Genomic DNA, 24625 nt, shown 5'->3' on the forward strand with positions numbered 1-24625 from the left:
TCCGCCTGTTTTGATCCCGAGCCTGCCCGAATGCGTCGATTTGCCCGTCCCAAGCCCCTGATTGTCATCTTGTCAGTGATAGTCCTGATCGTGTTGATCGCGATCGGCCAATACCTGCGCCTGTTCGAGCGTGCCTGGTTCAACCTGCACAGCCTGTGGCAGCCGTTGAGCAGTCAGGCCATCGGCCTTGATCAATACCGGGTCGAGGTCGAAGCCAGGGTCATCGACGGCCTGAACGACGATGTCTCGGCGCTGACCTACGATCCGGTGCGCAACAGCCTGTTCACCGTGACCAACAAGAATGCCGAACTGGTCGAATTGTCGCTCGAAGGCAAGATCCTGCGCCGCATCGCGCTGATCGGCTTCGGTGATGCGGAAGCGGTGGAGTTCATCAGTGCCGACACTTATGTGATCACCGACGAGCGCCAGCAGCGCCTGATCAAGGTGCATCTGCAACAGGACACCACGTTCCTCGATGCGGCGGACGCCGAACAGATGACCCTCGGCGTGCACATGAGCGGCAACAAAGGGTTCGAAGGCCTGGCGTATGACTCGGTGGGCAAGCGCCTGTTCGTGGCCAAGGAGCGTGATCCGATGCTGATTTACGAAGTGCACGGTTTCCCGCACTTCAATCCGGAAAAATCCTACGCGGTACACGTGATCAACAACCCCAAGCGCGATGCCGGGATGTTCGTGCGCGACCTGTCGAGCCTGCAATACGACGAGCGCAGCGGCCATCTGCTGGCGCTGTCCGATGAGTCGGGGCTGATTCTGGAGCTGGACGTGGATGGCAGGCCGCTGAGCACCTTGTCGCTGAACAAGGGACGGCAAGGCTTGCAGAAGAGCGTGCCGCAAGCTGAAGGCATTGCGATGGATGATGACGGGACGTTGTATCTGGTGAGTGAGCCGAACTTGTTTTACGTCTTCAAAAAACCTGCACAGCCCTGACTGACACCCCAAAACAAATGTAGGAGTGAGCCTGCTCGCGATAGCGGTGAATCAGTCGACATTGATATCAACTGACCGACCGCCATCGCGAGCAGGCTCACTCCTACAGGTTTTGCATCTGCCCATAAAGCTTGGGCAGCCTTGGCTTACTCAGCCTTCAGGGTCTTCACACCTTCAGCGGTGCCCAGCAGCAACAGGTCCGCCGGACGCGCCGCGAACAGGCCGTTGGTGACCACGCCGACAATAGCGTTGATCTGCGCTTCCAGCTCCACCGGGTTGGTGATCTGCAGGTTGTACACGTCGAGGATGATGTTGCCGTTGTCGGTCAGCACGCCTTCGCGGTACACCGGGTCGCCGCCCAGTTTCACCAGTTGGCGGGCGACGTGGCTGCGGGCCATCGGGATCACTTCGACTGGCAGCGGGAATTCGCCCAGCACCGGCACCAGTTTGCTGGCGTCGGCGATGCAGATGAAGGTCTTGGCCACGGCCGCGACGATCTTCTCGCGGGTCAGGGCCGCGCCGCCGCCCTTGATCAGGTTCAGGTGTGCGTCGCTCTCATCGGCGCCGTCGACGTAGAACTCCAGGTCGCTGACGGTGTTCAGCTCATACACCGGAATCCCGTGGCCCTTGAGGCGCGCGGCAGTGGCTTCGGAGCTGGCGACGGCGCCATCGAACGCGCCCTTGTGCTGGGCCAGGGCATCGATGAAGCAGTTGGCGGTGGAGCCGGTGCCGACCCCGACGATGCTCTTGTCGTCGAGTTTCGGAAGGATGAAGTCGACGGCGGCCTGAGCCACTGCCTGTTTGAGTTGATCCTGGGTCATGCGGGCTCCGGAAACGGGCAAGGGGAGAACGGAAAGGCCGGCATTATAGGCCCGAGGGGCGAGGCAGGTCATTGCCCGATTGGCAGACAGTACTGTTTCGGAGGGTGCGGCTTTTGTGGCGAGGGAGCTTGCTCCCGGTGGAGCGCGAAGCGGCCCCCAGCATTCGTTCTGACAGATCGCGTACTCAGGTTTTACGACTGCTGCGCAGCCGGGCGGGAGCAAGCTCCCTCGCCACAATGGCTTTCCACGGGCTAAAACCACCTGTTTAGTGTGGTCGCCCGAGCAAAAGCCGGGTTAGACTCCTTGGCCCTGCCCAACCCGCTCAGTGATGCTTTCCGATGCTCGAACAGTACGTCAAAAAGATCCTCACCTCGCGCGTTTATGACGTTGCCGTAGAAACCCCGCTGCAGAACGCTCGCCAGCTCTCCGAGCGGCTGGGCAATGACATCTGGCTCAAGCGTGAAGACTTGCAGCCGGTGTTCTCGTTCAAGATTCGCGGCGCCTACAACAAATTGACCCAGCTGACCGACGAAGAGCGCGCCCGTGGCGTGGTCACCGCGTCAGCGGGCAACCATGCGCAGGGTCTGGCCTTGGCGGCGAAAGTGCTGGGCGTGAAGGCGACCATCGTGATGCCCAAGACCACCCCGGAAATCAAGGTCGAAGGCGTGCGCTCGCGCGGCGGCAAAGTGGTGCTGCACGGCGATTCGTTCCCGGAAGCACTGGCCTACTCGCTGAAACTGGTCGACGAGAAGGGCTACGTCTACATTCACCCGTACGATGATCCGCATACCATTGCCGGGCAGGGCACCGTGGCGATGGAAATTCTGCGTCAGCATCCGCAGCCGCTGGACGCGATCTTCGTGCCGGTCGGCGGCGGCGGTCTGATCGCCGGTATCGCGGCGTACGTGAAATACCTGCGTCCGGACATCAAGGTCATCGGCGTCGAGCCGGACGACTCCAACTGCCTGCAAGCGGCCATGGCCGCCGGTGAGCGCGTGGTGCTGCCGAGCGTAGGCATCTTTGCCGACGGCGTGGCGGTGGCGCAGATCGGCCAGCACACCTTCGACATCTGCAAAGACTATGTCGATGAAGTGATCACCGTCAGCACTGACGAGATCTGCGCGGCTATCAAGGATATCTACGACGATACCCGCTCGATCACCGAACCTGCCGGCGCTCTGGGCGTGGCCGGGATCAAGAAGTACGTCGAGTTGCGCGGCGTCAGCGGCCAGACCTTCGTCGCCATCGACTCCGGGGCCAACGTCAACTTCGACCGCTTGCGCCACGTCGCCGAGCGCGCCGAACTGGGCGAAGGTCGCGAGGCGATCATCGCCGTGACCATCCCGGAGCAGGCCGGCAGCTTCAAGGCTTTCTGCGAAGCCATCGGCAAGCGCCAGATCACCGAATTCAACTACCGCTACAACACCGGCAGCGAAGCGCACATCTTCGTCGGCGTGCAGACCCATCCGGAAAATGACCCGCGCAGTGCGTTGCTGGCGAGCCTGACCGAGCAGGGGTTCCCGGTGCTCGACCTGACCGACAACGAACTGGCCAAGCTGCACATCCGCCACATGGTCGGCGGGCGCGCGGCGCAGGTGGTCGATGAAGTGGTGCTGCGCTTCGAATTCCCGGAACGCCCGGGCGCACTGTTCAACTTCCTCAACAAGCTCGGCGGGCGCTGGAACATCTCGATGTTCCATTACCGCAACCATGGCGCGGCGGATGGCCGGGTGGTCGCGGGTCTGCAAGTGCCGCATGACGAACGTCATCTGGTGCCGGCAGCGCTGGCGGAAATCGGCTACCCGTACTGGGACGAAAGCGACAATCCGGCCTATAAGCTGTTTCTTGGCTGAGCGGCTACGCTGATGGGCAGGCCATAAGGAAATCGAACAATGGAAACGTTAACCGCCCTGAAGATGGCGCACATGGTGGCGACCGTGGTGTTGCTGGCCAGTGCGCTGGGTCTGGGCATCTGGGTTTTTCTGGCGAAGCGCAAAGGTGATGCAACGGCGGGCAGCCGTACCCTGCAACGGCCACGGGTGTTCATCTGGCTGTTGATGGGGCTGGCGCTGTTGAGCATGCCGTTCACCGGGTGGGGCATGGTGCATCTGGTGGGATGGCCACTGGGGCAGACCTGGCTGCTGGCCTCCAGCGTGCTGTACACCGTGGCGGCGCTGGCGTGGTTCTGGCTGCTGGTGCGGTTGAATCGCTTGCGCAAGGCGCCGGGTGGCGTCGGCAAGTTCAGTTTTGCCCTGGCGTTGTTCAGCTTTGTCTGCTTTATCGCCATTGCCGGGTTGATGGGTGCCAAGCCTGTTTAAGGCTGGAGACCGCGTTGACCCCATCGCGAGCAGGCTCACTCCTACAATTGACCGCATTCCAGAGTTGGAACTCGGTCAATTGTAGGAGTGAGCCTGCTCGCGATAGCGATATCAGCTCCGCAGCGAGATAACCGGCCAGCCACGCTTCTCGGCTTCGGCCCGCAGATTCGGATCCGGATCAACGGCCACCGGGTTCGCCACCTGCTCCAGCAGCGGCAAATCATTCATCGAGTCGCTATAGAAATAGCTGTCATCCAGCGAATACCCGGTCTCTGCCAGCCAGCGATTGAGGCGTGTCACCTTGCCTTCGCGGAAGCACGGAATGTCGGTGCTGCGCCCGGTGTAGCGGCCGTCGATCATTTCGCACTCGGTGGCGATCAGGGTGTCGACGCCCAGGCGCACGGCAATCGGTGCGGTGACGAAGCGGTTGGTGGCGGTGATGATCATCAGTTTGTCGCCGGCGTCGCGGTGCTGTTTCAGCAGTTCCAGCGCCTTGGGCAGCACGATCGGCTCGATGCAGTCGCGCATATAGTCGTTGTGCCACTGCTCGAGCACGGCCATTTCGGTGCGGCCGAGGATTTCCAGGCAGAAGTTCAGGTACGCGGCGTTATCCAGCTTGCCGGCCAGGTAATCCTGGTAGAACTCGTCGTTGCGCTGCTTGTACGCCACCGGGTCGAGGAAGCCGCGTTCGCACAGATAGTCGCCCCAGGCGTGATCGCTGTCGCCGCCCAGAAGGGTGTTGTCCAAATCGAATAGAGCCAGGCGCATTGCAGTTACCCGCTGAAAAGTCAGTAAAAAGGCGACAAGAATACGGTCTTTTCACAAGAGTGCACATAAGGTAGGAACCTTCGTTGCCGCCTTATCAAGCTTTGTGGAACAATGCGGCGACATGCGTTTGCGAGGTTGTTGCCGTGATCGACCCCGATGGTTTCCGCCCCAATGTCGGGATCATTCTGACGAATGACGCCGGCCAGGTGCTATGGGCTCGCCGTATCAATCAAGATGCCTGGCAGTTTCCGCAAGGGGGAATCAACCCCGAGGAGACGCCGGAGGACGCCTTGTACCGCGAGCTGAACGAAGAAGTTGGCCTGGAACGTGAAGATGTTGAAATACTGGCCTGTACCCGGGGCTGGTTGCGCTATCGTTTGCCGCAACGTCTGGTTCGTACCCACAGCCAACCGCTGTGCATCGGCCAGAAGCAGAAATGGTTTCTCCTGCGCCTGATCTCCAACGAGCAGCGGGTGCGGATGGATTTGACCGGTAAACCGGAGTTCGATGGCTGGCGCTGGGTCAGCTATTGGTATCCGTTGGGCCAGGTGGTGACATTCAAGCGCGAGGTGTATCGACGCGCCCTCAAAGAGCTTGCCCCGCGCCTTTTAGCGCGCGACTGACGACGGAGTTCGACCCCGAGCCATGCTCAATACGCTGCGCAAGATCGTCCAGGAAGTTAACTCCGCCAAGGATCTCAAGGCGGCGTTGGGGATTATTGTGTTGCGCGTCAAAGAGGCCATGGGCAGCCAGGTCTGCTCGGTCTACCTGCTTGATCCCGAGACCAACCGCTTCGTCCTGATGGCCACCGAGGGCTTGAACAAGCGCTCGATCGGCAAGGTCAGCATGGCACCCAACGAAGGTCTGGTGGGTCTGGTCGGCACGCGTGAAGAACCCCTGAACCTCGAAAACGCTGCGGATCACCCGCGCTACCGCTACTTCGCCGAGACCGGCGAGGAGCGCTACGCCTCCTTCCTCGGGGCGCCGATCATTCACCACCGCCGCGTCGTCGGCGTGTTGGTCATCCAGCAAAAAGAACGCCGCCAGTTCGATGAGGGTGAAGAAGCCTTCCTCGTGACCATGAGCGCGCAGCTCGCCGGGGTTATCGCCCACGCCGAGGCCACCGGGTCGATCCGGGGCCTGGGCCGTCAGGGCAAAGGCATTCAGGAAGCCAAGTTCGTCGGCGTGCCGGGTTCGCCCGGTGCCGCCGTCGGTACCGCGGTGGTCATGTTGCCGCCCGCCGATCTGGACGTGGTGCCGGACAAGACCATCACCGACATCGACGCCGAACTGGCGCTGTTCAAGACCGCCATCGAAGGCGTGCGCGCCGACATGCGCGCGTTGTCGGCCAAACTGGCGACCCAGCTGCGTCCGGAAGAGCGCGCGCTATTCGACGTCTACCTGATGATGCTCGACGATGCCTCGCTGGGCAGCGAAATCACTACCGTGATCAAGACTGGCCAGTGGGCTCAGGGCGCGCTGCGTCAGGTGGTCACTGAGCACGTCAACCGCTTTGAACTGATGGACGACGCCTACCTGCGCGAGCGTGCCTCGGACGTCAAAGACCTCGGCCGTCGCCTGCTCGCTTACCTTCAGGAAGAGCGTCAGCAGAACCTGGTCTACCCGGAAAAAACCATTCTGGTCAGCGAAGAGCTGACGCCGGCCATGCTCGGCGAGGTGCCGGAAGGCACGCTGGTCGGTCTGGTCTCGGTACTCGGTTCGGGTAACTCCCACGTCGCGATCCTGGCCCGGGCCATGGGCATTCCGACGGTGATGGGCCTGGTCGACCTGCCGTACGCCAAGGTCGACGGTATCGAGGTGATCGTCGATGGCACCCGCGGCGAGGTCTACACCAACCCCAGCGACGTCCTGCGCAAACAGTTCGCCGAGGTGGTCGAAGAAGAGAAACAACTGGCGCTGGGGCTCGACACCCTGCGCGACCTGCCATGCGTGACCCTCGACGGTCACCGCATGCCACTGTGGGTCAACACCGGCCTGCTGGCCGATGTGGCGCGGGCACAGAAGCGCGGCGCCGAAGGTGTCGGCCTGTACCGCACCGAAGTGCCGTTCATGATCAACCAGCGCTTCCCGAGTGAAAAGGAACAGCTGGCGATCTACCGCGAACAGCTCGCCGCGTTCCACCCGCAACCGGTGACCATGCGCAGCCTGGACATCGGCGGTGACAAGTCGCTGTCGTATTTCCCGATCAAGGAAGACAACCCGTTCCTCGGCTGGCGCGGGATTCGCGTCACCCTCGACCACCCGGAAATCTTCCTGGTGCAGACCCGCGCCATGCTCAAGGCCAGTGAAGGCCTGAACAACCTGCGGATCCTGCTGCCGATGATCTCCGGCACCCACGAACTCGAAGAAGCCCTGCACCTGATCCACCGGGCCTGGGGCGAAGTGCGCGACGAAGGCACCGACGTGCCGATGCCGCCCATCGGCGTGATGATCGAGATTCCGGCCGCGGTCTACCAGACCAAGGAACTGGCGCGGCAGGTGGACTTCCTGTCGGTCGGCTCCAACGACCTGACCCAGTACCTGCTGGCCGTCGACCGCAACAACCCGCGGGTGGCCGATCTTTACGACTACCTGCACCCGGCGGTGCTGCAGGCCCTGCAAACCGTGGTGCGCGACGCGCATGCCGAAGGCAAACCGGTGAGCATCTGCGGCGAAATGGCCGGTGATCCGGCAGCGGCGGTGCTGTTGATGGCGATGGGCTTCGACAGCCTGTCGATGAACGCAACCAACCTGCCGAAGGTCAAGTGGATGCTGCGCCAGATCAACCTGAGCAAGGCCAAGGATCTGCTGGCGGAGCTGATGACCATCGACAACCCGCAAGTGATCCACAGCTCGCTGCAACTGGCGCTGAAGAATCTCGGGCTGTCGAAGATGAATCCGCCGGCGGTCAACAAGGCCCTCTAAAAGCTGCTGGCTCTGTGGCGAGGGAGCAAGCTCCCTCGCCACAATGATTGCTCGCATTCAGGCAGTGATCTCAACTTCCCCAAGATGCCCGCCATACGGCCCGAAACTGCGCTCAACCATCCGCCGCGTGCCGTCCGCCTGCACAATCAACGCCGTACTCGCGCGCGTCCCGTAATTCTGGCTGGCAATAAACACACTCGACAACAATGATTCAGTCGCCAACCCGACTCCGGTGTCCGGCAGCTCGGCAAACGGCGCGGTCTGCGCATCGCCCAGCAACGCCAGCAACCGCTCAGGCTGCGGATCATCCAGCACCTCGCTTAATGCCGCCCTGGCCTTGAGCAGTTTCGGCCACGGCGTGTCCAGCCCGGCATTCGACAGCCCGTAAACGCCCGGTTCCAGCATCACTGGCTCGGACTTCCGCGCATTGAAGTGCCACAGCTCATGGCTGTTGCCCAGCAGCAGGTTGAAGCCGGCATATTCCGGCGCACGTCCGACCACATCGCTCAAATAATCATCAATCGACGCATCACCGGTCAGAAACCGCGCTACCAGCTCACCTCGTGACTTGCGCGCTGGCGGTTGATGCGGATCGCGAATATTGGTCAGCGCAGCAAAGCGTCCGTGGGCGCCAATCCCCAGCCAAGTGCCGCCGGCCTCAAGATCACGTCCGGCGTGCACGTGCGGTGCTTGCGGCCATTGCGCCAGCGGCAGGCTGGGCCGGGCATAGAATTCGTCACGGTTGGCCGCGACGATCAGCGGCTGGGCATGACCCGGGCGCCAGGCGAAGACAATCAGGCACATAAGGTGGTCCTTGTGTGTTTTTTGTTCACTCTACGCAGTCGGCGTCCGTGCATCCATCGCAAGTGGAGCCGGAGGGCATGCATCCGTTACCATGCCGCTCCGGTTTTGGGGATACGTCGGGGAGACGGCCGTGGAATTTCTGCTCTATCTGGCGTTGGGCGCCTGTGCGGGCGTGCTGGCCGGGCTGTTCGGTGTCGGTGGCGGGATCATTATTGTCCCGGTACTGGTGTTCAGTTTTACCTTGCAGGGATTCGATCAGTCGATTCTGACGCACCTGGCCGTAGGGACATCGCTGGCGACCATCATCTTCACCTCGGTCAATGCCGTGCGCGAGCACCATCGACGCGGTGCGGTGCGCTGGCCGATCTTCATGTGGATGACCGTGGGCATTCTGCTGGGCGCCGGTTTCGGTGCGCTGACGGCTGAAGCGATCTCCGGGCCCAACCTGCAGAAGATCATCGGTGTGTTCGCCCTGGTAATCGCCGCGCAACTGGCGCTGGAGGTCAAACCCAAGGCCAGTCGAACGGTGCCGGGCAAACTCGGTCTGACCGTGGCCGGCAGTGTCATTGGCTGGGCCTCGGCAATTTTCGGCATTGGCGGCGGTTCGTTGACCGTGCCGTTCCTGACCTGGCGCAGCGTGCCGATGCAGCAAGCGGTGGCCACGTCGTCGGCCTGCGGTTTGCCGATCGCCGTGGCCAGTGCATTAAGTTTCATGATTCTGGGCTGGCATGATCCGTTGTTGCCGCCGCATAGTCTCGGTTTTGTCTACTTGCCGGCGCTGCTGGGCATCGCCCTGACCAGCATGGTCTTCGCCCGTCTCGGCGCGCGTCTGGCGCACAAGTTGTCGCCGCGCTTGCTGAAACGGCTGTTCGCCGCTTTGCTGTTCTGCGTGGGGCTGAATTTCCTGCTCTGATCGTCTGGGTCAGAACAGGCCGCAATCCTGGCTTAATCCTGAGGTGGCAGCGTCGCCCGGGAATTTTGGTTTCAACTCTAACGAGGAGTCGCAATGCTGCCTTACCCGCAGATCGACCCGGTGGCCCTGGCCATCGGTCCGCTGAAAATCCACTGGTACGGCCTGATGTACCTCGTCGGCATCGGCGGCGCATGGCTGCTGGCGTCGAGCCGGCTTAACCGTTTCGACCCGACCTGGACCAAGGAGAAGCTCTCCGATCTGGTGTTCTGGCTGTCGATGGGGGTGATTGTCGGTGGACGTCTGGGCTATGTGCTGTTCTACGACCTGAGCGCCTACCTCGCCAACCCGACGCTGATTTTCGAAGTGTGGAAGGGCGGCATGTCGTTCCACGGCGGTTTCATCGGTGTGATGCTCGCCGCGCTGTGGTTCGGCAAGCGTAACGGCAAGACGTTCTTCCAGCTGATGGACTTCGTCGCGCCGATGGTGCCGATCGGCCTGGGTGCCGGGCGTATCGGCAACTTCATCAACGCCGAGCTGTGGGGCAAGCCGACCGACGTGCCGTGGGCGATGATCTTCCCGCCGTTCAGCGATCCGGCGCAGTTGCCGCGCCACCCGTCGCAGCTGTACCAGTTCGCGCTCGAAGGCGTCGCGCTGTTCCTGATCCTGTGGTTGTTCTCGCGCAAGCCGCGTCCGACCATGGCGGTATCGGGCATGTTCGCGCTGTTCTACGGCATCTTCCGTTTCATCGTCGAGTTCGTCCGCGTGCCGGACGCGCAACTGGGCTATCTGGCCTGGGGCTGGCTGACCATGGGTCAGGTTCTTTGCGTACCGATGGTGCTTGCCGGTCTGTACTTGATCTGGCTGGCTTATCATCGCGCCCCGGCAGCGCCAGCGGCGGCCGTATAAATTCGAATCCCGGGGGCGACGGCCCCCGGGTTCAAGGACACAGGTAACTCATGAAGCAATATCTCGAACTGGTCTCGCACGTCATCCAGAACGGCACCAAACAGGCCAACCGCACCGGCATCAACACCATCAGTTTCCCGGGGGCGATGCTGCGTTTCGATCTGCAGGAAGGTTTCCCGGCGATCACCACCCGCAAGATGGCCTTCAAGTCGGCCATCGGCGAGATGTGCGGCTTTCTGCGTGGCGTGAACAACGCCGCTGAATTCCGGGCGCTGGGCTGCAAGGTCTGGGACCAGAACGCCAACGAAAACGCGCAGTGGCTGGCCAACCCGTTCCGCCAGGGCGACGATGACCTCGGCGAAATCTACGGCGTGCAATGGCGCAAGTGGCCGGCGTACAAGCAGATCCCGTTGAGCAACACCGCCGCGATCGAACAAACCTTGAGCAACGGCTACAAGCAGATCGCTCAGGGCGAAGAAGACGGCCAGGCCTACGTGGTGCTGTACAAAGCCATCGATCAGGTGCGCCAGTGTGTCGACACGATCATCAAGGACCCGGGCAGCCGCCGTATCCTGTTCCACGGCTGGAACTGCGCCCAACTCGATGAAATGGCCCTGCCGCCGTGCCATCTGCTGTACCAGTTCCACCCGAACGTCGAGACCAAAGAGATCTCCCTGACCCTCTACATCCGTTCCAACGATCTGGGTCTGGGCACGCCGTTCAACCTCACCGAAGGCGCCGCGCTGCTGAGCCTGATCGGTCGCCTGACCGGCTACACGCCGCGCTGGTTCACCTATTTCATCGGTGATGCGCACGTCTACGAGAACCACCTCGACATGCTCAACGAACAGCTCAAGCGCGAGCCGTTCGCCATGCCGAAGCTGAAAATCTCGGATCGTGTGCCGGAGTTTGCCAAGACGGGCGTGTACCAGCCGGAATGGCTGGAGCTGGTGGAGCCGAGCGACTTCTCGCTGGAAGGTTATGAGCACCACGCGCCGATGACCGCGCCGATGGCGGTCTGACAAGCAATACGCAGTCCCCCTATGTAGGAGCTGCCGAAGGCTGCGATCTTTTGATCTTATAAACAGCAAGATCAAAAGATCGCAGCCTTCGGCAGCTCCTACATCAGGTTTGGAGTGTTCTCAATGACCGTGACTACGGCCTACATGGGAATGCTCAACTTCCGTCGCCACAACCCCGCCACTCACCTCCAGCCGCTGCAAAATCCCGCACTGATCCGCCCCCGGCCCTTCGCCACAGCGTTGGCGCAGTTCGAGCAGTTGTGTCTGTAACGCCAGCAACCCGTCAATTCGTGCCTTCACATGCTGGATGTGCTCGTCGATCAGCGCATTCACGCTTTCGCACTGGTCCTGCGGGCTGTCGCGCAAGGTCAGCAGGCTGCGGATCTCTTCGAGGGTCATGTCGAGGGTGCGGCAGTTGCGAATGAAGGTCAGGCGTTCGGCGTGGGCCTGGGTGTAGACGCGGTAGTTGCCATCGCTGCGCGCAGGTTCCGGCAGCAGGTTTTCGCGCTCGTAATAGCGGATGGTTTCCACCGCGCAGTCGGTGAGTTTCGCCAGTTCTCCGATCTTCATGAACGCCATCTCCAAAAGGTGCTTGACCCTATAGTGGCTACAGGGTCTTTACTTGGCAACAGGCACCTTCATGGACGCGACCAATGAGCGATTCTCAGCACATCCACAAGCCCGGCGACGGGCACGATCATGGCCACAGCCATAAATTGCAGCCCGTGCATAAGCACGACCACGGCGGCGATGCCTGCTGCGCATCGAAAGCTGCGGCACCAGCACGGGTGCAACTGAGCGAGGCGCAAAGCGCCGACGCCCGGCTGAGCAGCTTCCGCATCGAGGCGATGGACTGCCCGACCGAGCAGACGCTGATCCAGAACAAGCTCAGCAAACTGGCCGGCGTGGAGCAGCTGGAATTCAACCTGATCAACCGCGTGCTCGGCGTGACCCACACGCTGTCGAACACCGCGCCGATCACTGAGGCGATCACGTCCTTGGGCATGCACGCCGAGCCTTTGGAGGCAGGCGTCGAAGCGCCAGCCCCGGCGCCAGTGAAAAAACACTGGTGGCCATTGGCGCTGTCCGGTGTCGGTGCGCTGGCTGCCGAAGTCATCCATTTCACCAACGCCGCGCCGACCTGGGTGGTGGCGATCATTGCGCTGGTGTCGATTCTCAGCGGCGGCCTGACCACTTACAAAAAGGGCTGGATCGCCCTGAAGAACCTCAATCTCAACATCAACGCGCTGATGAGCATCGCCGTGACCGGTGCCATCCTCATCGGCCAGTGGCCGGAAGCGGCGATGGTGATGTTCCTGTTCACCGTGGCTGAGTTGATCGAAGCGCGCTCGCTGGATCGTGCGCGCAACGCCATCAGCGGTCTGATGCAGATGACGCCGGAACAGGCCACCGTACAGCAGGCCGACGGCAACTGGGTCGAACAGGAGGTTAAAAGCGTCGAACTGGGTGCCCGCGTGCGGGTAAAACCCGGTGAGCGCATTGCGCTGGACGGCGAAGTGGTCAGCGGCAGTTCGACCATCGACCAGGCGCCGATCACCGGCGAAAGCCTGCCGGTGGAAAAAACGGTGGGCGACAAAGTCTTCGCCGGCACCATCAACCAGGCCGGCTCGCTGGAATACACGGTGACTGCGGCGGCGAATAACTCGACCCTGGCGCGTATTATTCACGCCGTCGAACAGGCTCAAGGCGCGCGCGCTCCGACCCAACGCTTCGTCGATCAATTCTCGAAAATCTATACCCCAGTGGTGTTCGTCCTGGCGCTGGCCGTGGCGATCATCCCGCCGCTGTTCATGGGCGCGGTGTGGTTCGACTGGATCTACCGCGCGCTGGTGTTGCTGGTGGTGGCGTGCCCGTGTGCGCTGGTGATTTCCACCCCGGTGACCATCGTCAGCGGCCTCGCGGCGGCGGCGCGCAAAGGCATTCTGGTCAAGGGCGGCGTTTATCTGGAGGGCGGTTTCAAGCTCGACTACCTGGCGCTGGACAAGACCGGCACCATCACCCACGGCAAACCGGTGCAGACCGATTACCTGTCGCTGGATCCGACCGCCGACGCCACAGCCCCGGCGATTGCCGCCGCGCTGGCCGGTCGCTCCGACCACCCGGTGTCGCTGGCGATCGCCAATGCGGCGGTGGATCAAAACCTCGCGGCGCTGAGTGTGGATAACTTCGAAGCGCTGGCCGGGCGTGGTGTGAAGGGGCAGGTCAACGGCCAGACCTACCACTTGGGCAACCACCGTCTGGTCGAAGAGCTGGGGCTGTGCTCGCCGCAACTGGAAGAAAAACTGTTCGCGCTGGAGAAGCAGGGCAAGTCGGTGGTGCTGCTGCTCGACAGCTCCGGCCCGTTGGCGCTGTTTGCCGTGGCCGACACGGTCAAGGAAACCAGCCGCGAAGCGATCCGCCAGTTGCACGCGCTGGGCGTGAAAACCCTGATGCTCACCGGCGACAACGTGCACACCGCGCAGGCCATCGCGGCGCAGGTCGGCATCGATCAGGCCAAGGGTGACTTGTTGCCAACTGACAAACTCCAGGCCATCGAAGAACTTTACGGCAAGGGCCATCGGGTCGGCATGGTCGGCGACGGCATCAACGACGCCCCGGCACTGGCCCGCGCCGAGATCGGTTTCGCCATGGCGGCGGCCGGTACCGATACCGCGATTGAAACCGCCGATGTCGCCCTGATGGACGACGATCTGCGCAAAATCCCGGCATTCATCAGTCTGTCGCGCGACACCGCCAGCATCCTGAAACAGAACATCGCGTTGGCGCTGGTGATCAAGGCTATCTTTCTTGGGGTAACCTTCGCCGGGCTCGCCACCATGTGGATGGCGGTGTTCGCTGACATGGGTGTGAGCCTGTTGGTGGTGTTCAACGGCTTGCGCCTGCTGCGCAAGTAAACGATGAGGGATGGTTGTGCTGAGTGCCGAGCTGAAAGCGTTTTACATGGTCGCCCGCCTGGGCAGCATCACGCTGGCAGCGAAGAAACTCGGCCTCAGCCAACCCACCGTGACCACGCAGATCCGTAATCTGGAAAGCCAGTATTCGGTGGAGCTGTTCTACCGTGGCGGTCGGCGCTTGAGCGTCAGCGATGAGGGCGCGCGGTTGCTGCCGATGGTCAAGGCGTTGTTGCAGCAGGAGGCCGACATCGAGTTCTTCCTGCGCAACAGCGGTCAGGTGCAGGGCACGCTGCGCATCGCCGCCACCGCGCCGTATTACATTCTCGATCTGGTCAAGACCTTCCGCGAGCGCCTGCCGCAGGTGGAAGTGTCGGTGGAAATCGGCAACTCGCAGCAAGTGCTCGAAGCGCTGGAGGATTACCGGGTGGACGTCGCCGCCTCGTCGCAGTTGCTTGAGGATTCGCGGCTGATTCGCCGGGTGCTGGGCACTGATCCGCTGGTGCTGGCGGTGCATCGCAATCATCCGCTGGCGGCGCAGGAGCATGTGGCATTGAGCGCACTGGCCGGGCATACCTTGCTGATGCGCGAATCCGGTTCGACCACCCGGCGTCTCACCGAAGAGCTGCTGGCCAGCGCCGGGGTCAGTTTCGGCCCGTTGCTGGAGATCGGCAGCCGCGAGTCGATCCGCGAGGCGGTGTTGCGCAACATCGGCATCAGCATCATTGCCCGCCAGGAAGTGCCGCATGACCCGCAGTTGCGGGTGCTGACCATCGAAAATGCGCCGCAGATTCCCGAGTATCTGTATTGCCTCAAGGAGAGGAAGGGCGCGCGGTTGCCGGCGGCGTTCCTGGGGTTGGCCCAAGAGATGTCCCCGGCTTGAAGATCAAAAGATCGCAGCCTTCGGCAGCTCCTACAGGGGGACGCATTCCAATGTAGGAGCTGCCGAAGGCTGCGATCTTTTGATCTCCAACCAAAATCCCCAAATACCACTATCACCAGTTTTTGCCTCACTGCCACATGACGGACGCATTACAACTCTAGGATTGACCCCATCTGCTTGATGAGGTCTGTCCCATGAATCCTGCCATCGCAACTGCCCTGACCAACCCCGGTGCGCCGATGAAAGTGCGCGGCGTGCAGAAGCGCTTCGGCGCGTTCACCGCGCTGGATAACGTCTCTCTCGATGTCGCCGCCGGTGAACTGGTGTGCCTGCTCGGCCCGTCGGGCTGCGGCAAGACTACGTTGCTGCGCTGCATCGCCGGGCTGGAGAAGCAGGACAGCGGCGAGTTGTACCTCGGTGATCGCGACGTCTCGCACCTGGCGCCGCAGGCCCGGGACTACGGCATTCTGTTTCAGTCCTACGCGCTGTTCCCCAATCTGACCGTCGAAGCGAACATTGCCTACGGCCTCGCCGGCAGCGGTCGCGACGAAGTGCGCCGCCGCGTCGGTCAGATGCTGGAACTGGTCGGCCTCACCGGCAGTGAGAAAAAGTACCCCGGCCAATTGTCCGGCGGCCAACAGCAGCGGGTGGCACTGGCGCGAGCTCTGGCCCCGGCACCGTCGCTGCTGTTGCTCGATGAGCCGATGTCGGCGCTGGACGCCCGAGTGCGCGAGCATCTGTGCACCGAACTGCGCCAACTGCAACGCAACCTCGGCATCACCACCCTGATGGTCACCCACAATCAGGACGAAGCTATGCTGATGGCCGACCGCATCGCCGTGATGAACAACGGCCGCGTCGAGCAGTACGCCACCCCGCAGGAAATCTACAACCGCCCGGCCACGCCGTTCGTGGCCGAGTTTGTCGGGCAGGGTAACTGGCTGCCGTTCCAGCGCAGCAGCGCCAGTCACGCCCGGGTTGGCGGGATGGACGTGCGTCTGGCCGATGGCAGCGTCAGCGGCGCCTCGGGCCGACTGTTCTGCCGCCCGGAAGCAATCAACGTCAATCCCGTGGTGCATGAAGAAAACCTGTTCCCGGCCAAGGTTCGCGAGATCACCTTCCTCGGCAACCGCTGCCGCATGAGCTTCGAACTCGATCAACTGCCGGGCCACGCACTGCTCGCCGAACTGGCGCCGGAAGCCATGCCGCGCCTCGGCGCGCAGCAGATCATGGTCGCCTTGCCGCCGCGCAGCCTGCAGGTGTTTGCCTGATGAACAGCAACCTCGCGCTGCCGCTACCGCACAAGCAGGTGCGGCAGACTTCCCGTGCCGAACTTGGCGACCGCATCTTTGTGGTCGGCGGCAAACTCCTGCTGCTGGTATTGCTTGGCGTCGCCGTGCTGCTGCCGTTGCTGGCGATCTTCTGGCGCGGCTTCAGCAGCGAGGCTGGGCAGGGCGGTGGCTGGCTCGCCGCGAAGGAGTTGGTGAGTAGCGACAATTTCCACTGGCTGCTCGGCAACAGCCTGAAAGTTTCCCTCAGCGTGGCGGCCATCGTCGTACCGCTGGCCTACCTGTTTGCCTACGCCTTGCAACGCACGCTGATTCCGGCCAAGGGTATCTGGCGCGGGATTTCCCTGCTGCCGCTGATGGCGCCGTCGATGCTGCCGGGGATCGCGCTGGTCTATCTGTTCGGCAACCAGGGCATGCTGCGCGGGCTGCTCTCGGACAACATCTACGGGTTCTGGGGGATTGTGCTGGGTGAGGTGATTTACACCTTTCCGCATGCGCTGATGATTCTGCTGTCGGCGCTGTCTCTGGCCGATGCGCGGCTGTTCGATGCCGCATCGAGCATGGGCGCCAGCCCTGCCAAAGCGTTCCGCAGCATCACCTGGCCGGCGACCCGTCAGGCGGTGTTCGCCGCGTTCTGTCTGGTGTTCACCCTGACCATCACCGATTTCGGCGTGCCGGTGGTGGTGGGTGGCGACTATCAAGTGCTGGCGCTGGAAGCCTACAAAGCCGTGGTCGGCCAGCAGCAGTTCGGTCGCGGGGCGTTGATCGGCATGGTGCTGTTGTTGCCGGCGCTGTTCAGCTTCGGCGTCGATGCCTGGTTGCGCCGCCGGCATGGCGACTCCATGAGTGGCCGCGCGCAAGTGTTCAAACCAGCACCGTCGAAACGGCGTGATGCCTGCTACCTGGCGATTGTCCTGCTGATCAGCGCGGCGCTGTTGTTGGTGTTCGGCATGGCGGTGTTCTCGTCGCTGGTGAAGTTCTGGCCATACAACCTGTCGTTGTCGCTCAACCACTACCAGTTCAACGAAACCGCCGGCGGTGGCTGGCTGGCCTACAGCAACAGCTTGAAGATGGCGCTGGGCACGGCGCTGATCGGCAGCGTATTGATCTTCACCGGCGCTTACCTGATGGAGAAAACCCGCAGCCAACGCGGCCTCAACCTGACGTTGCGCATGCTCAGTTTCATCCCGATGGCGGTGCCGGGGCTGGTGCTCGGTCTGGGTTACGTCTTCTTCTTCAACCTTACCGGCAACCCGTTGCACGTGCTGTACGGGACGATGACGCTGCTGATCGTCTGCACCATTGCTCACTATTTGACCACCGCGCAAATGACCGCGACCACCGCACTGCGCCAACTCGACGCCGAGTTCGAAGCCGCCGCGCTGTCGCTCAAGGCGCCGCTGTACCGCCATTACCTGCGCGTCACCGTGCCGATCTGCCTGCCGGCGTTGCTGGACATCGTGCGCTACCTGTTCGTCTCGGCGATGACCACGGTTTCCGCAGCGATCTTCCTCTACAGCCCCGACACCATCCTCGCGGCGGTCGCGGTGCTCAACATGGATGACGCCGGCAACGTCGGCGGCGCGGCGGCGATGTCGACCCTGATTCTGTTCACCTCGGCGGGCGTGTCCTTGCTGCTGGCGTGGGCTTCGCGCGGCTTGCTGCGCCGTTCTCAGGCCTGGCGGCAAACCGCGCCGGGTCACTGATTTGCCCCTTCAATTGCCCCTCAACTCAAAGACAGGAAAACGATCATGTTCAAGCCTATGGCCCTGGCCGCTGCTGTGCTCGCGACTTTCAGCCTGAATGCCTTCGCGGCAAAAACCGAGTTGACGGTGTACACCGCCCTCGAAGCTGAGCAACTGACCGCTTACAAAGCTGCGTTCGAAAAGGCCAATCCGGACGTCGAGATCAAGTGGGTGCGTGATTCCACCGGGATCATCACCGCCAAACTGCTGGCCGAAAAGGCCCGCCCGCAGGCTGACGCGGTGTGGGGCCTGGCCGCTTCGAGTCTGGCGATCCTCGACCAGCAAGGCATGCTGCAGAGCTACGCGCCGAAGGATCTGGGCAAGATCGGCGCCAACTACCGCGACGCCGCCAACCCGCCAGCCTGGGTCGGCATGGACGTGTGGGCCGCGACCATTTGCTTCAACACCGTGGAAGCCGAGAAGCAGGGTTTGACCAAGCCCGTGAGTTGGCAGGACCTGACCAAGCCTGAGTACAAAGGCAAGATCGTCATGCCGAATCCGGCGTCGTCCGGTACCGGTTTCCTCGACGTCAGCGCCTGGCTGCAAACCTTCGGCGAGAAGCAGGGCTGGGCCTACATGGACGGTCTGCACCAGAACATCGGCCAGTACGTTCACTCCGGCTCCAAGCCGTGCAAACTGGCGGCGGCGGGCGAATTCCCGATCGGCATTTCCTTTGAATACCCGGCGGTACAGCTCAAACGCCAGGGCGCGCCGCTGGACATCATCCTGCCGAAGGAAGGCCTGGGCTGGGAGATCGAAGCCACTGCCGTGATCAAAGGCACCCCGCATGAAGACGCGGCGAAGAAACTCGCGGACTTCTCCGCCAGCGCCGAGGCGATGGACCTGTACAAGGAAAACTTCGCCGTCCTCGCCCAGCCGGGTATCGCCAAGCCGCAGACCGAACTGCCGGCCGACTACGAGCAGCGCCTGATCAAGAACGACTTCGCCTGGGCCTCGAAGAACCGCGACGAGATCCTCACCGAGTGGCGCAAGCGCTATGACGGCAAGTCCGAGAAAGTGGTCGCGAAATAACTGACTCACACATCCTGTGGCGAGGGAGCTTGCTCCCGCTGGAGCGCGAAGCGGTCCCGAATTCTGCAAACGAGTAGGGTCAGGCACTCCGCGTCTGCTGAATTAACGACTGCTGCGCAGCCGGGCGGGAGCAAGCTCCCTCGCCACAAAAACGGGATTGCCTGTATGACACAACACCAAGACCTGCTCATCGTCGGCGCCGGCATCCTCGGCCTGTCCCACGCCTACGCCGCCGCCAAGCGTGGCCTCAAGGTCAGCGTTTTCGAACGCACCGCCACGCCCCTCGGCGCCTCGGTGCGCAACTTCGGCCAGGCGCTTGTCACCGGCCAGCCACCCGGCCCGATGCTCGAGCTGGCCAAGGCCAGCCGCGAGATCTGGGGTGACTGGGCGCAACTCGCCGGTCTGCAGATCAAGCGCAACGGCTCCTACCTGTTCGCCCGCACCGAAGCTGAAGAGCACTTGCTGGAAGCCTTCTGCGCCGGTCGCGCCGTGGAACACGGCTATAACGTCGACTTGCTGCGCGGCGCCGCATTGCGCGACCTGTACAACGGCCAGTTCAGCCACCACCGCGCCGCGTTGCACGGCATGGACGATCAACAGTTGTATTCGCGCGAAGCGATTCCGGCACTGATCGACTACCTGCGCCGTGACCTCGGTGTGGAGTTTCATTTCTCCACGCTGGTGCGTGACGTCGAGCCGGGGCGCCTGCAAAGCACCGCCGGCAGCTTCACGGCGAAGCAGATCATCGTCTGCTCCGGCCACGATTATCAGACCTTGCTGGCCGAGCCGATTGCCGCGCTCAACCCGCAAATCTGCCGCCTGCAGATGCTCCGCGCCAAACCGCAGATCGAACTGAATCTGCAACACGCCTTGCTCACCGGTTTGAGCTGCGTGCACTACGGCGCTTTCGCCGATTTACCGCAAGCGGCAGCGGTGCAGGCGCAGATCCTGCGCGAGCAACCGCACCTGCATGACAACGGCATTCACCTGCTGATCAGCCCGATCCCTTACGGCGAGCTGATCATCGGCGACTCGCACCATTACGACAGCGATCCGTCGCCGTTCAATGCCGAGCAAGTGGACGACTGGATGCTGGAACTGGCCGAGCAGACGCTGGGCTGCAAAGTGCAAGTGCTTGAGCGCTGGCAGGGCGTCTACGGTGCCCGTGGGCCGGGGCCGTTTTCGTTCCTGCGCCCGGCACCGGGTTTGAGTGTGGCGCTGATGCACACCGGCGTCGGCATGAGCGTCGGCCCGGCCATGGCTGAACGCAATGTGGCGCAATTGCTGGAGGAAATGTGATGGCGGGGCATGCGCAAGTCGTTGACCGGGTGTTTGCGCTGTATGAACGCTTTGGTGCCAGTGATTACATCGGCGAGCCGGTGTCGCAGATCGAACACATGTCTCAGGCAGCGCAGTTGGCGATGACTGAAGGCTTTGATGATGAAGTGGTGCTCGCCGCGTTTTTCCACGACATCGGCCATTTGTGTGCCGAAGGTGCCGAGAACATGGGCGGTTATGGCGTGGTCAGCCATGAACGGCTGGGCGCGGATTATTTGCGTGAGGCCGGGTTCAGCGAGCGCATGGCGCGGTTGGTGGAATATCACGTGCAGGCCAAGCGCTATCTGACGCTACGTGAACCGGGGTATTTCGAGCGCTTGAGTGAGGCGAGTCGCCGGACCCTGGCGTATCAGGGCGGGGTGATGACCGAGGCCGAGGCGGATGCGTTTGCGCGTGATCCGCTGTGTGCCGTGAGTTTGCGGATGCGGCAGTGGGATGAGTTGGCGAAGGAGAGGGCGGTGCCGGTGATGGACCTTGGGCTACTGAAGGAGAAAGCGGCCCGGCTGCTGAACGTTTGAGTCTCTGGACTGAGTTGCGGCTATCGCGAGCAGGCTCACTCCTACAAGATGAGCACGATCCATTGTAGGAGTGAGCCTACTCGCGATGGCGCCAGATCAAGCGCTACAAATCTTCAGCCAAAGACTCAATCTGCTCCTGCCGCTCCGCCTGATTCAACTTCGGATGCGGATTGAGCGAAGACCACTGCGGATGCGCCCGCGCCTTGCTCAGCGCCTCGGGCAACTTGCCCTCGCGCCAGGTCTTGTCCTGTGGTGTTGCGACCTGAACCGCGTCCATCGCCGCATGCCCGCGAGCATTCAATGCCTGAAGCAATTGCCGTTGGCGCAACGCCAACAACCGCAACACCCCGTCATCCACCGTCAATTCCCGCTGCCCTTTGATCTTGCCCAGCAAGCGACTGCCATAACTGCGCGCGGTTTGCAGGGCGCCGCCGGCAATCGCACCGGCCAATGCGGCGGCGCCGAGGGTAATCCCACCCACCAGCAAATCCACGCCAGCTCCCGCCGCTGCGCCGGCAGCAATGCCGCCACCGACGCGCACGCCGAGTTGCTTCAAGGTTTCCGGGTTGAACAAGTCATCGCCCCAGCGCCCGTCGAGCAACGGCAAGTCACTGGCCGCCGCATCCTGCGGGCGAAACGCGTAGAGCTTGAGCAGCGCCTCGACGCATTTCTGCTCACGCTGACGCACGGCTTTGCGCAGTTCGCTGATGGCTTGCTGTTCCTGCTCGGCCTCGCTGACCACACTGCGCCGACACGCGGCGCAATCGATCAGTAACTCGGCGATCAAGCGCGCCGCACTTTGCTGGCGCGCCAAGCGCTGGGCCTGTTGATCGGCGATCAGCCGTTCCAGTTGCGGCCGGGCGTTTTCCAGCAGCAGTGCGAGGCTTTCGTACAGCCGCCGCTCGCCATCCTCCGGCGGTGCAACGCTGTCGAAACGTACCAGTGCGTGCAGACCCAACCGCGCCAACGCCTCACGCCAGTCCGGCTCGCGGTGGTTGGCGCTGCTGACAAAATTCAGCACCGGCAGCAGCGGTTTGCCGCAACTGGCGAGCACTTCCAGTTCGTCACGGTACTTGGCCAGCACCGGCTCGCGGGCGTCGATCACATACAGGCCCGCGTCGGAGGCGAGCAGTTGCCGCAGCACCTTGGCTTCCTGTTCGAAACGCTGGCGCGCCTCGCTGCCGTCGAGAAACCGCGCCAGCCGCGCCGGGCCGTCGAGGCGTTCACCGGGACGTTCCAGACGTTCAAGGAAATCCAGCAGGGCGATGGCGTCTTCCAGCCCCGGTGTGTCGTAGAGATCGAGCAGCGGCTCGCCGTCCACCGATAACCGCGCGCCTTCGACATGCCGGGTGGTGCTCGGCCGGTGCGAGACTTCGCCGAAACCGACGTCGCGGGTCAGGGTGCGCAGCAGCGAGGTTTTGCCGACGTTGGTGTGGCCGACCACTGCGAGTTTCAGCGGCGCTTTCCGGGCATCAGTCATGACCGCTCTCCAGCCAGTTCAACGGTGCGCAATCGGCAAACTCCAGCTCAAGCTGTTGCAGCGCCACATGCCAGTCGCCGAGGCGGGCGCTGTCCAGCGCCTCACCGGGTGGCGCCTGCAGCAGCCAGACGCGGGTGGCGCTGGCGTTACGCGCCAGTTCGGCGATCAGCGCGAGGCTGCCGCGATCCGGCGAGCGCCGTGGATCGCAGGCGATCAGCAGGCGCGCCGGGGGGAAGCGGCTGAGTTGTTCGAGCAGTTTGTGCCGCGATTCACGGCTGTCGAGGATGCCGGCGTTACTCACGGTTTTCGGCAGGGCCGGTGGCCACGGGCGCTGGTCGTCGAGTTCGATGGCCACCAGCAGGGCGCCGTCGCTGGCGTGTGCGCTGACGTGGCTTTCGACCCGATGCAGTTGCTCCGGCGCCGCGTCATTGACGCCGAGGCGTTCGCTGGTCGGCATCAGCCGTTCGCGTAACTGGGCGTAGCCGGGCAGGTTCAGGTCCAGGCTCAGCGCTGCTTTGCCACGACGCCAGCGCCAGAAACAAAAGACGGCCAGCAGCAGGCGCGGCAACACGCCGTAAACCACCAGCACACCGACCAGCCAGGTTGCCCAGGCCTGCCGCGCGCTTTCGATGTCCAGCGCGCCATTGCCGCTGGCGCGGATCATCTCCACGGTCGGCACGTTGAAGCCGAGCAGCGCCGGCAGCGCGCCGAGGGCCTGGGTCATGTTGATAAACGTGTCGGCGCTGAGAATGGTGGTTTCCCAGACGAAGCCGTAGCGCCGCGTCGCCATCAGCGTCAGCAACAGCACCAGCGCGCTGAGCATCGCCAGCAGCCACAAGCCGTTGACCAGAGTGCCGAGCGCCCAGCGATTGAGCTTTTTGCGTTGCAGCATCAGCAGCAGGGCCGGCGCCAGTTGTGCGGCTTTGGCATCCCGGGCGAATTTTTCGCTGAGCCACAGCCACAAGCGGCCAAGGGTGGCGCCGTGTTCGCCGGCAAACATCAGCCCCAGCGCCCAGCTCAGCAGCAGAATCAGGTTCAGCCCGAGCAGGCTGCCCAACGCCCAGAACACATTGACCGGTATCTGGCTCAGCGCGGCGAAGGCCAGACCGGCGCCGCTCAGCACTGCGAAGACCATCAGCAGCACCAGCGCCAGACGGGCGCCTTGCAGCCAGTGAGTGAGCGCAGCGCTCAGTCCGTCGCGCTCGGCCAGCCATGCCGCGCGGCGTTGAATGCGGCTCGGCAGATCGCCACCGGCCGCGCGGGCCAGACGATTGGCTTCCAGATCCTCCAGGGGACCTGCGTGTTCCTCGCGCAGGCGGATGGTTTCGGTCAGCCAGAGGTTTTGCAGTGGAGTCAGTTGTGTCACGCGGCATCCCGTCGCTCAATTGAGCCGTGAGCATAACCGCTGTGGCGCTTATCGGGTCAAGCGAGGCTCTGGTATCCTCGCCGGCATGACTAAATCACTTCCCCTCAGCCTGATCGCAGCCCTCGGTGAAAACCGTGTGATCGGCGTCGACAACAGCATGCCCTGGCACCTGCCGGGGGACTTCAAATACTTCAAGGCCACGACCCTCGGCAAGCCGATCATCATGGGCCGCAAGACCTGGGATTCCCTCGGCCGTCCGCTGCCGGGCCGGTTGAACATCGTGGTCAGCCGTCAGGCCGATCTGGTGCTGGAAGGGGCAGAGGTCTATCCGTCGCTGGAAGCTGCGGTGGTTCGCGCCGAGGAGTGGGCGAAAGCGCAGGGCGTCGATGAGTTGATGCTGATTGGCGGGGCGCAGTTGTATGCGCAAGGGCTGGCGCAGGCCGATCGTCTGTATCTGACCCGTGTGGCGCTGAGCCCGGACGGCGATGCGTGGTTTCCGGAGTTCGATCTGAACCAGTGGAAGCTGGTGTCGAATTTGCCGAATCCGGCGGAAGGCGATAAGCCGGCGTACAACTTCGAAGTTTGGGAAAAAGCCTAAATTGTGGCGAGGGAGCTTGCTCCCGACGGCGTGCGCAGC

22 protein-coding genes are annotated in these 24625 nt (G+C 62.8%); 16 read left to right on the forward strand and 6 right to left on the reverse strand.

Annotated elements, in window-relative coordinates; genetic code table 11:
* The first annotated feature begins 30 nt into the window (after positions 1-30).
* Positions 31-948 carry an SdiA-regulated domain-containing protein gene (locus J5M57_RS18130; RefSeq protein WP_064589695.1) on the forward strand — a complete coding sequence of 306 codons (918 nt, stop codon included), beginning with the start codon at positions 31-33 and terminating at the stop codon, positions 946-948.
* A gap of 146 nt (positions 949-1094) precedes the next feature.
* Here J5M57_RS18130 and rpiA read toward each other — a convergent pair whose 3' ends face one another.
* Positions 1095-1769, reverse strand: a complete 675-nt coding sequence (gene rpiA, locus J5M57_RS18135) for a ribose-5-phosphate isomerase RpiA (protein ID WP_169843380.1) — start codon at positions 1767-1769, stop codon at positions 1095-1097.
* A gap of 338 nt (positions 1770-2107) precedes the next feature.
* Between rpiA and ilvA the strand changes: the two genes are divergently transcribed.
* Together ilvA and J5M57_RS18145 are read left to right on the forward strand one after the other, a co-directional pair.
* Positions 2108-3622 (forward strand): threonine ammonia-lyase, biosynthetic, encoded by a 1515-nt coding sequence (gene ilvA, locus J5M57_RS18140; protein ID WP_064589693.1) that lies wholly within the window; start codon positions 2108-2110, stop codon positions 3620-3622.
* Between the two features lie 39 nt (positions 3623-3661).
* Positions 3662-4087 (forward strand): DUF2269 domain-containing protein, encoded by a 426-nt coding sequence (locus J5M57_RS18145; RefSeq protein ID WP_169843381.1) that lies wholly within the window; start codon positions 3662-3664, stop codon positions 4085-4087.
* A 111-nt stretch (positions 4088-4198) separates the two neighbouring features.
* Here J5M57_RS18145 and J5M57_RS18150 read toward each other — a convergent pair whose 3' ends face one another.
* Positions 4199-4855: an HAD family hydrolase gene (locus J5M57_RS18150; RefSeq protein WP_207848362.1), complete on the reverse strand. Its 657-nt coding sequence runs from the start codon at positions 4853-4855 to the stop codon at positions 4199-4201.
* 143 nt (positions 4856-4998) lie between these two features.
* Between J5M57_RS18150 and J5M57_RS18155 the strand changes: the two genes are divergently transcribed.
* Both J5M57_RS18155 and ptsP read left to right on the forward strand, forming a co-directional pair.
* The gene (locus J5M57_RS18155) at positions 4999-5478 is read left to right on the forward strand and encodes an RNA pyrophosphohydrolase (RefSeq protein ID WP_003229203.1); all 480 of its coding nucleotides are present in this window, start codon (positions 4999-5001) and stop codon (positions 5476-5478) included.
* Between the two features lie 22 nt (positions 5479-5500).
* Positions 5501-7780 (forward strand): phosphoenolpyruvate--protein phosphotransferase, encoded by a 2280-nt coding sequence (gene ptsP, locus J5M57_RS18160; protein ID WP_064589690.1) that lies wholly within the window; start codon positions 5501-5503, stop codon positions 7778-7780.
* A gap of 57 nt (positions 7781-7837) precedes the next feature.
* Here the strand turns inward: ptsP and J5M57_RS18165 are convergent, their stop codons facing one another.
* Positions 7838-8584 carry an NRDE family protein gene (locus tag J5M57_RS18165; RefSeq protein WP_207848363.1) on the reverse strand — a complete coding sequence of 249 codons (747 nt, stop codon included), beginning with the start codon at positions 8582-8584 and terminating at the stop codon, positions 7838-7840.
* A gap of 130 nt (positions 8585-8714) precedes the next feature.
* Between J5M57_RS18165 and J5M57_RS18170 the strand changes: the two genes are divergently transcribed.
* The 3 genes from J5M57_RS18170 to J5M57_RS18180 all read left to right on the forward strand — a co-directional run bounded on the left by J5M57_RS18170 (position 8715) and on the right by J5M57_RS18180 (position 11425).
* On the forward strand, positions 8715-9497 hold the full coding sequence (locus J5M57_RS18170; protein WP_064589688.1) for a sulfite exporter TauE/SafE family protein: 783 nt from the start codon (positions 8715-8717) through the stop codon (positions 9495-9497).
* 93 nt (positions 9498-9590) lie between these two features.
* The gene (gene lgt / locus J5M57_RS18175) at positions 9591-10403 is read left to right on the forward strand and encodes a prolipoprotein diacylglyceryl transferase (RefSeq protein WP_064589687.1); all 813 of its coding nucleotides are present in this window, start codon (positions 9591-9593) and stop codon (positions 10401-10403) included.
* A 50-nt stretch (positions 10404-10453) separates the two neighbouring features.
* Positions 10454-11425 carry a thymidylate synthase gene (locus J5M57_RS18180; protein WP_064589686.1) on the forward strand — a complete coding sequence of 324 codons (972 nt, stop codon included), beginning with the start codon at positions 10454-10456 and terminating at the stop codon, positions 11423-11425.
* Between the two features lie 120 nt (positions 11426-11545).
* Here the strand turns inward: J5M57_RS18180 and cadR are convergent, their stop codons facing one another.
* A complete protein-coding gene (cadR, locus tag J5M57_RS18185; protein ID WP_207848364.1) occupies positions 11546-11995 on the reverse strand; it encodes a Cd(II)/Pb(II)-responsive transcriptional regulator in 450 nt (149 codons plus the stop codon).
* Positions 11996-12078: 83 nt separating this feature from the next.
* On the opposite strand from cadR, the gene J5M57_RS18190 reads away from it, so the two are divergent.
* The 7 genes from J5M57_RS18190 (at position 12079) to J5M57_RS18220 (ending at position 21142) form a co-directional block, all read left to right on the forward strand.
* The gene (locus J5M57_RS18190) at positions 12079-14340 is read left to right on the forward strand and encodes a heavy metal translocating P-type ATPase (protein WP_207848365.1); all 2262 of its coding nucleotides are present in this window, start codon (positions 12079-12081) and stop codon (positions 14338-14340) included.
* A 16-nt stretch (positions 14341-14356) separates the two neighbouring features.
* Positions 14357-15220, forward strand: coding sequence for a LysR family transcriptional regulator (locus J5M57_RS18195; RefSeq protein WP_207848439.1), 864 nt, complete (start codon positions 14357-14359; stop codon positions 15218-15220).
* A 194-nt stretch (positions 15221-15414) separates the two neighbouring features.
* Entirely contained in the window at positions 15415-16491 is a 1077-nt protein-coding gene (locus tag J5M57_RS18200; protein ID WP_064589684.1) for a putative 2-aminoethylphosphonate ABC transporter ATP-binding protein, read from the forward strand.
* Positions 16491-18215: a putative 2-aminoethylphosphonate ABC transporter permease subunit gene (locus J5M57_RS18205; protein WP_207848366.1), complete on the forward strand. Its 1725-nt coding sequence runs from the start codon at positions 16491-16493 to the stop codon at positions 18213-18215. The genes J5M57_RS18200 and J5M57_RS18205 overlap by 1 nt, the downstream gene beginning before the upstream one ends.
* Before the next feature lie 45 nt (positions 18216-18260).
* Positions 18261-19286: a putative 2-aminoethylphosphonate ABC transporter substrate-binding protein gene (locus J5M57_RS18210; RefSeq protein ID WP_207848367.1), complete on the forward strand. Its 1026-nt coding sequence runs from the start codon at positions 18261-18263 to the stop codon at positions 19284-19286.
* A gap of 165 nt (positions 19287-19451) precedes the next feature.
* Positions 19452-20585 (forward strand): TIGR03364 family FAD-dependent oxidoreductase, encoded by a 1134-nt coding sequence (locus J5M57_RS18215; protein ID WP_207848368.1) that lies wholly within the window; start codon positions 19452-19454, stop codon positions 20583-20585.
* The gene (locus tag J5M57_RS18220; RefSeq protein ID WP_207848369.1) at positions 20585-21142 is read left to right on the forward strand and encodes a phosphonate degradation HD-domain oxygenase; all 558 of its coding nucleotides are present in this window, start codon (positions 20585-20587) and stop codon (positions 21140-21142) included. The genes J5M57_RS18215 and J5M57_RS18220 overlap by 1 nt, the downstream gene beginning before the upstream one ends.
* A gap of 103 nt (positions 21143-21245) precedes the next feature.
* Here the strand turns inward: J5M57_RS18220 and J5M57_RS18225 are convergent, their stop codons facing one another.
* Together J5M57_RS18225 and J5M57_RS18230 are read right to left on the reverse strand one after the other, a co-directional pair.
* Entirely contained in the window at positions 21246-22622 is a 1377-nt protein-coding gene (locus J5M57_RS18225; RefSeq protein ID WP_169843389.1) for a GTPase/DUF3482 domain-containing protein, read from the reverse strand.
* The gene (locus J5M57_RS18230; protein ID WP_169843390.1) at positions 22615-23988 is read right to left on the reverse strand and encodes a DUF2868 domain-containing protein; all 1374 of its coding nucleotides are present in this window, start codon (positions 23986-23988) and stop codon (positions 22615-22617) included. The genes J5M57_RS18225 and J5M57_RS18230 overlap by 8 nt, the downstream gene beginning before the upstream one ends.
* Before the next feature lie 85 nt (positions 23989-24073).
* Here J5M57_RS18230 and J5M57_RS18235 point away from each other — a divergent pair, with 85 nt between their 5' ends.
* Positions 24074-24586, forward strand: a complete 513-nt coding sequence (locus tag J5M57_RS18235; RefSeq protein ID WP_207848370.1) for a dihydrofolate reductase — start codon at positions 24074-24076, stop codon at positions 24584-24586.
* Positions 24587-24625 lie beyond the last annotated feature (39 nt).

It is taken from the genome of Pseudomonas sp. 86_A, assembly GCF_017491705.1.
In the GTDB taxonomy this organism is placed as follows: Bacteria; Pseudomonadota; Gammaproteobacteria; order Pseudomonadales; family Pseudomonadaceae; genus Aquipseudomonas; species Aquipseudomonas koreensis.

Coding starts and splice junctions, on each gene's coding strand:
- J5M57_RS18130 (WP_064589695.1), top strand. CDS start 31: ATGCGTCGATTTGCCCGTCCCAAGCCCCTGATTGTCATCTTGTCAGTG.
- rpiA (WP_169843380.1), bottom strand. CDS start 1,769: ATGACCCAGGATCAACTCAAACAGGCAGTGGCTCAGGCCGCCGTCGAC.
- ilvA (WP_064589693.1), top strand. CDS start 2,108: ATGCTCGAACAGTACGTCAAAAAGATCCTCACCTCGCGCGTTTATGAC.
- J5M57_RS18145 (WP_169843381.1), top strand. CDS start 3,662: ATGGAAACGTTAACCGCCCTGAAGATGGCGCACATGGTGGCGACCGTG.
- J5M57_RS18150 (WP_207848362.1), bottom strand. CDS start 4,855: ATGCGCCTGGCTCTATTCGATTTGGACAACACCCTTCTGGGCGGCGAC.
- ptsP (WP_064589690.1), top strand. CDS start 5,501: ATGCTCAATACGCTGCGCAAGATCGTCCAGGAAGTTAACTCCGCCAAG.
- J5M57_RS18165 (WP_207848363.1), bottom strand. CDS start 8,584: ATGTGCCTGATTGTCTTCGCCTGGCGCCCGGGTCATGCCCAGCCGCTG.
- lgt (WP_064589687.1), top strand. CDS start 9,591: ATGCTGCCTTACCCGCAGATCGACCCGGTGGCCCTGGCCATCGGTCCG.
- J5M57_RS18180 (WP_064589686.1), top strand. CDS start 10,454: ATGAAGCAATATCTCGAACTGGTCTCGCACGTCATCCAGAACGGCACC.
- cadR (WP_207848364.1), bottom strand. CDS start 11,995: ATGAAGATCGGAGAACTGGCGAAACTCACCGACTGCGCGGTGGAAACC.
- J5M57_RS18190 (WP_207848365.1), top strand. CDS start 12,079: ATGAGCGATTCTCAGCACATCCACAAGCCCGGCGACGGGCACGATCAT.
- J5M57_RS18200 (WP_064589684.1), top strand. CDS start 15,415: ATGAATCCTGCCATCGCAACTGCCCTGACCAACCCCGGTGCGCCGATG.
- J5M57_RS18205 (WP_207848366.1), top strand. CDS start 16,491: ATGAACAGCAACCTCGCGCTGCCGCTACCGCACAAGCAGGTGCGGCAG.
- J5M57_RS18210 (WP_207848367.1), top strand. CDS start 18,261: ATGTTCAAGCCTATGGCCCTGGCCGCTGCTGTGCTCGCGACTTTCAGC.
- J5M57_RS18215 (WP_207848368.1), top strand. CDS start 19,452: ATGACACAACACCAAGACCTGCTCATCGTCGGCGCCGGCATCCTCGGC.
- J5M57_RS18220 (WP_207848369.1), top strand. CDS start 20,585: ATGGCGGGGCATGCGCAAGTCGTTGACCGGGTGTTTGCGCTGTATGAA.
- J5M57_RS18225 (WP_169843389.1), bottom strand. CDS start 22,622: ATGACTGATGCCCGGAAAGCGCCGCTGAAACTCGCAGTGGTCGGCCAC.
- J5M57_RS18235 (WP_207848370.1), top strand. CDS start 24,074: ATGACTAAATCACTTCCCCTCAGCCTGATCGCAGCCCTCGGTGAAAAC.